6 protein-coding genes and 1 tRNA gene are annotated in these 5,442 nt (G+C 49.0%); all 7 read left to right on the top strand.

From position 1 onward, the window contains the following. Positions 1-119 precede the first annotated feature (119 nt). Positions 120-192 (top strand) — tRNA-Ala (locus tag NCN04_RS07470). 281 nt (positions 193-473) lie between these two features. Next, the gene (locus NCN04_RS07475; protein WP_250395666.1) at positions 474-2,321 is read left to right on the top strand and encodes a serine hydrolase; all 1,848 of its coding nucleotides are present in this window, start codon (positions 474-476) and stop codon (positions 2,319-2,321) included. A 379-nt stretch (positions 2,322-2,700) separates the two neighbouring features. Further along, a complete protein-coding gene (locus NCN04_RS07480) occupies positions 2,701-3,396 on the top strand; it encodes a putative 2OG-Fe(II) oxygenase (RefSeq protein WP_048348449.1) in 696 nt (231 codons plus the stop codon). 141 nt (positions 3,397-3,537) lie between these two features. Further along, positions 3,538-3,684, top strand: coding sequence for a hypothetical protein (locus tag NCN04_RS07485; protein ID WP_245407199.1), 147 nt, complete (start codon positions 3,538-3,540; stop codon positions 3,682-3,684). Positions 3,685-3,736: 52 nt separating this feature from the next. Continuing rightward, positions 3,737-3,937, top strand: a complete 201-nt coding sequence (locus NCN04_RS07490) for a DUF8635 family protein (RefSeq protein WP_006853639.1) — start codon at positions 3,737-3,739, stop codon at positions 3,935-3,937. 183 nt (positions 3,938-4,120) lie between these two features. Beyond that, positions 4,121-4,462 carry a DUF565 domain-containing protein gene (locus NCN04_RS07495; protein WP_250395667.1) on the top strand — a complete coding sequence of 114 codons (342 nt, stop codon included), beginning with the start codon at positions 4,121-4,123 and terminating at the stop codon, positions 4,460-4,462. 70 nt (positions 4,463-4,532) lie between these two features. After that, a partial coding sequence (locus NCN04_RS07500) for an NAD(P)/FAD-dependent oxidoreductase (RefSeq protein ID WP_250395668.1) occupies positions 4,533-5,442 on the top strand: 910 nt, incomplete at its 3' end.

Raw genomic sequence — 5,442 nt, forward strand, 5'->3', positions numbered from 1 at the left:
ATCTTGTCGTCGTCAAACGCATCCAGAGATTCCGGCGTGATCGGCATGCTGGTTCCCTGACGAGAAGAACCCATTCTGCCTCGGGCAAGACATAGAGCTGTCGCTAAGTTTCGAGCGACGGGGTCTTAGCTCAGCTGGTAGAGCGCTGCGATCGCACCGCAGAGGTCAGGGGTTCGAATCCCCTAGTCTCCATGTATTAAAAGCAAAAATTAATTCGGTATCTAGGCGTCTAACTATTACCGAGGAAGTGGATTGGGCAAGATGCAACCCTGAACCCAGATCAACCCATGCACAAAAAATCAAGGCAATAAAAGATCTCGAGCCTGTCTTCAATGCGCATTATTGAAGCTTCTTTTGTCTGTAGTGACGAAAATCACAGGCAGCCTTGTCCCCAATCAACGAGCTCAGCCGTCAGAAGGGCGATGGTGTGAATGCCAGGGAGATGACCCTGAACTCACTCACATCAAATAACAATGGTTTCTACAGTTCTTGACCTCAACAAAATCGTTCTAAAAATCAACCAAAGGGCGAAAGACGGCATCAAAAAAGCCACGACCATTGGCGCAATTGCGGCCACAGGAATGGTCCTGACCACAGCGTTGCCATCCTCCGCCAGCGAGTGGACTGCGCGGCATGGCCTGTCAAGCGCTGGTTATCAGCAGACTTTCAACAACTACACCAAGAAAGGTTATTGCCTCAAGTCGATTTCAGGCTACCAACAAGCAGGGAGAGCCAACTATGCTGCAATTTGGAGCAAAAATGGGTGCAAACCATTTATTGCTCGCCACGGATTGAGCCCACAAAAGTATCAAGCTGCATTTGACGCTTTCAATAAAAAAAGGTATCGCTTGACGCACATCAATGGATATGAAATTGGAGGCAAACCATTCTATGCAGCGATTTGGGAAAAAACCTCTGGTCCTGCGTACAAAGCGCGGCACGGTCTTACGGAAAAGCAATACCAAAGTCAAGTCACTTCCATGTCTGGAGAAGGATACGGAGTAAAACATGTCAGTGCATTTAGCTTGAAAGGCTCTCCTAGATTTGCTGTCATCTTCGAAAAAAATATGCCCAAATGGAAAGCTCGGCACGGACTCACAAGCTCTCAATATCAAAAAGAATTTAACAAGTCAGCCAAAGAAGGCTATCGCCTGAAAGCAGTCACCGGCTATCGCAAAGGAAACAGCGATCGCTATGCTGCTGTTTGGACCAAAGAAGGAGGGCAATCTTATCAAGCACGCCATGGGATTCCAACCAAAAACTACCAGCATATCTTCGACAACTATCGATATCAGAGCTATGAGCCAAAATACATCGAAGCCTTTAACTCAGCGAGTGGTGTCAAGTTCAATGGAGTCTGGGAAAACAAGAAATTTGCAAGCAAAGGCCTACGATCAATAGAAAGAAAGGTTGGTCAATACATGCGTGATAACGGCATCAAAGGATTATCGATAGCCATTAGCAAAAACAACAAACTTGTGTATGCCCGCGGTTTCGGCAAAGCTGACGTCGCAAAGGGAATTGTAGTGGGACCAAAGCATCGCTTTCGCGTTGCCAGCGTTTCAAAGCTTGTAACCCAAGCCGCAATCAAGAAACTCTTGAAAGAAACATCTCTAAACTCAAGTTCTAAAGTGTTTGGCAAAAACAGCATTCTTGGAGATAACTACCCAACACCTTCAACCAACCCAAACATCGACAAAATCACAATCCAGCATCTACTTGACCATCGCGGAGGGTGGGCAAACATCAACAAAAAAGGAGACAAAAAAGATCCAATGTTTGCTTACTCTGGGTCTACGTTCCCCGGCTTAATCAACTGGACATTAAGCAATTACCCTTTGGCCTCAAACCCCGGACAAGATTATCGGTATTCTAATTTTGGCTACTCTTTACTGGGGCGAGTGATTGAGAAAGCAACCAATGCAGACTACGATTCTTACGTGAAAAACAAAATCCTGAATCCTGCAGGTGCCAAAGGCATGGTGATCGGGCGCGACAAAAAGAACCAACAACTGCGCAATGAAGCTACATACTATGGAGGAGGTGCTTATTCAAGCGTTAAGCCTCAACGGTTTGATTCTCATGGTGGTTGGATAGCCACACCCATTGATCTACTTCGTTTTATGAGGCACAACAATGACCACGCGAATTACCATAATGGCTTGATGGACGGCACTACTGCAGTGTACAGGAAGAATTACAACTCAAATTTCGGTTATGTCGCAGTAACCAATAGCCGCAAAAAACCTGCAGCTCTTGATAGCCTAATGAAAGACATCATTAACTCAACACCTAACTGGCCTAGCGTTAATCTGTTTTAAATCACTTACTAACGAATAAAAACTCTAAAAGCTCAGGCAATGCCTGGGCTTTTATTTTGAAGGAACAAGAATGGATTTCACTAACGAGGATTAGCTGCCAGCGGGGGCAAACAATCTCTCCTTGCCTCCAACCCTAGGGACACCTTCAACAAAAGGTCATCGTGGATGCAGATCTAGATGATCTTTTTGTGCAAAATGACCAGCTTGGCAACAACCTGAACATCAGTGACAGAACGAACTTCCATCACACCACCGGTCATCTCAGGGAATCCCTTCTTTTTTAGAGCCTTCAATTGCAGGCCTTTGGCGCAGGGCATTGTGGTTCTATTGATCTCGGTATTTGTTATCAAAATTCTTTGAAAACATCAGTCATCTCAACATGAACGTTCTTGATTTGTTTCCACGCTCAATCGTACAAGGGAAACTCGATTTAAAACTTCTCAACCAATGCCTTCTCCATTGTGAGGACGTCCTCAGCAATCCAGGAGCTAATCCCGACGCTTCGATGCGCCTCGCTGGCCAGCTCAACCAACAACGAGAACTCAATCCAATCCAACCGGCTGTTCAAGAACTTTGTGAATCTGTCCTTCTCGAAGGCTGCGAACGCTGGATCCGTCACGTGATGGACCAGCAACCACCTCAAGGTCGTGGCCCATGGGTGCCAGGGCGCTACCAGCTAAGACTGATTGACATCTGGCTGAATTGCCAAATGGAGGGCGATTACAACCCAATGCATACCCATGGAGGAAGTTTTTCGGGAGTTGTCTTTTTAAAAGTGCCCTCACAAATCAACGGAACAAGCTTTGACGGTCAACTTTGTTTTCATGGTCCTGAGGAATACCACCTCCAATCATTTCGTACGGGGATGGCTCAATACGTGCTTCCTAGCCCAGGCGATTTTTATATTTTTCCAGCTTGGCAACCCCATTCCGTGATGCCTTTCCGGGGCAGCGGAGAACGCTGGTCTCTTGCCTTCAACGTTGTTGCACAACCCACATCCGGACATCCAAAGCCCCCTGAGCAGAACCAAAATATTTCGTTGTCGAGTCAGCGGCCAAGAGCAAGAGGGTTCTGAACGTCTACCTCCGAGACAATTGCCTTAAACTTAATTTCAGATTTCAAGGACAGCCATGACCTTGGGCCTTGAAGAGCAGCCTTCCATCGATAGGGTTACTGGCCTTCACAGGTTCCAACCATTGGCCTTGGAGTGTTGCTGATGTTTCCGTTCAGCACTCACTTCACAAGACGTCTGCCCCTCTTTGCAGCCCTTTCGGCTCTTGTTTTGGTCTCAACGCTTGCCAGACCCAGCGCCCTCATCACCTACGGCCTCATCGCCTTAGCTGGCGGGCTCGGCCGTCGCTGACGTCAGTCGGGACGACCATGCGGTAAAAGGGATGTCAGAAAGCCCATAAATGATGTCGCAATCCAAAAGAGAACAAGTAGTCAGCCACCTGCGCTACATCCGCCAGGAGCTGCGAGAAATGCATCAAGGCGTGATGGAAGACGGACTCCTGCCTGAAGCGGGTGAGGTGAGAGGAGTCATGGCCCAGATGGAGGCGTTGCTCGAGCTGCTGGAGGGGAAATCATCCCGCAAAGCGAAGGCCGATTCCGACTGAATTGTGGTCCCGCTGAGTGGTCAACTGAACGCAAATCCTGCTTCAACAGGAAATGCTCAAAAACCAGCTATTCATATAAGAAATAAATAAAAATCGAGTATTTTTAACACGGCAGCTTGCCGGCCGGGTGATGGGGATCAACTGGTGGCACAATTTGATTACAAGGTTTGAGGGGCTCGATGCATGAGCGCTCGACTGCAAAAAACTCGACTTCAAATCAGTTTCGGTGATGCCACTTCACGCCTTGACCAGTGGGCAGTGAATCCCTGGAGAAGGGCATCCTTAATGTTGATCGCCCTCGGAGCAAGCTTCGCTCTTGGAAACAGCATCGGTGCCATTGCAGGTGCGTTGGCATTGATGGATCCAGTGGCCGCACTGGTGACTGTGGCGATCTGGGAACTGATGGTCCGAGCCAGGCGGCATTGGGCGCGAGATCGACAAAAACATCTGGGACGTGATCTGTTGGACATGTCACGCATTGGCTTGCTTTATGGCCTTTTATTGGAAGGATTCAAGTTGCTTTAAAGAACGCACAAATCCAGACAATCTTGTACGGAATCCATAGCCTGGATTTAGATCTGCTGATGGTTAGACCATGGCTGCTGAGCATTTCTTTCTCGAGCTCGAACCGCCAGAAGAACGTCTTCGCGACGCCCCTCATGTCGTGATCGTGGGCGGGGGCTTTGCTGGCGTTCGGGCCTGTAAAGCGCTTGCTCAGGCAGATGTGCGCATCACCTTGATTGATAAGCGCAACTTCAATTTGTTCCAACCGCTTCTTTATCAAGTAGCAACGGGGCTAGTCGCTCCCGGTGATGTTGCGACACCCCTGCGACAGCTGGTTGGCAAGCAGCGCAACGTTCAAGTCTTGCTGGGAGAAGTCACCGGCTTGGATGCCAAGAAGCAACAAATCAACTTCAGCGAAAAAGTTCTCACCTACGACCACTTAGTACTCGCAACGGGTTCGGGTAGCACCTATTTCGGCCATGAAGAATGGCGCACCTTTGCTCCACCGATGAAAATTCTTGAGCACGCTCAAGAAATTCGTCGCCGCTTGCTGATGGCGATGGAGCAGGCCGAACAAACACCTGATCCCGCGGCACGCAAATTCCTTCAAACCGTGGTGATTGTGGGAGGGGGGCCTACGGGATGCGAGATGGCAGGTGCCACCTCCGAATTAATGCGCAATGCCATGCGCCGTGAGTTCAAGCAACTCGATCCTGATGATTCAAGGATCATCGTGATCGACCCAGGCGATCGATTGCTGAGGGCAATGCCTGAGTCGTTATCGGCCTCTGCTCAAAAGACCCTGGAGTCTCTAGGGGTAGAGACTCTCTTTAAGGGGCGTGTTCATAGCATGAAGCCTGGAGAAGTCTCCGTTGGCACTCCAGATGGCGAACAAACAATTCAAGCCGCAACCGTGATTTGGACTGCCGGGGTCCGACCATCTCACCTGGGCAAGACCCTGGCAGGCTCGATCGATTGTGAATTGGATCGTGGCGGGAGGG

Source organism: Synechococcus sp. MU1655 (genome assembly GCF_023630655.1).
GTDB lineage: Bacteria > Cyanobacteriota > Cyanobacteriia > PCC-6307 > Cyanobiaceae > Synechococcus_C.

Bases quoted from the DNA above. Each gene is read 5' to 3' on its own strand.
- NCN04_RS07475 (WP_250395666.1), top strand. From the start codon at position 474: ATGGTTTCTACAGTTCTTGACCTCAACAAAATCGTTCTAAAAATCAAC.
- NCN04_RS07480 (WP_048348449.1), top strand. From the start codon at position 2,701: ATGAACGTTCTTGATTTGTTTCCACGCTCAATCGTACAAGGGAAACTC.
- NCN04_RS07485 (WP_245407199.1), top strand. From the start codon at position 3,538: ATGTTTCCGTTCAGCACTCACTTCACAAGACGTCTGCCCCTCTTTGCA.
- NCN04_RS07490 (WP_006853639.1), top strand. From the start codon at position 3,737: ATGTCGCAATCCAAAAGAGAACAAGTAGTCAGCCACCTGCGCTACATC.
- NCN04_RS07495 (WP_250395667.1), top strand. From the start codon at position 4,121: ATGAGCGCTCGACTGCAAAAAACTCGACTTCAAATCAGTTTCGGTGAT.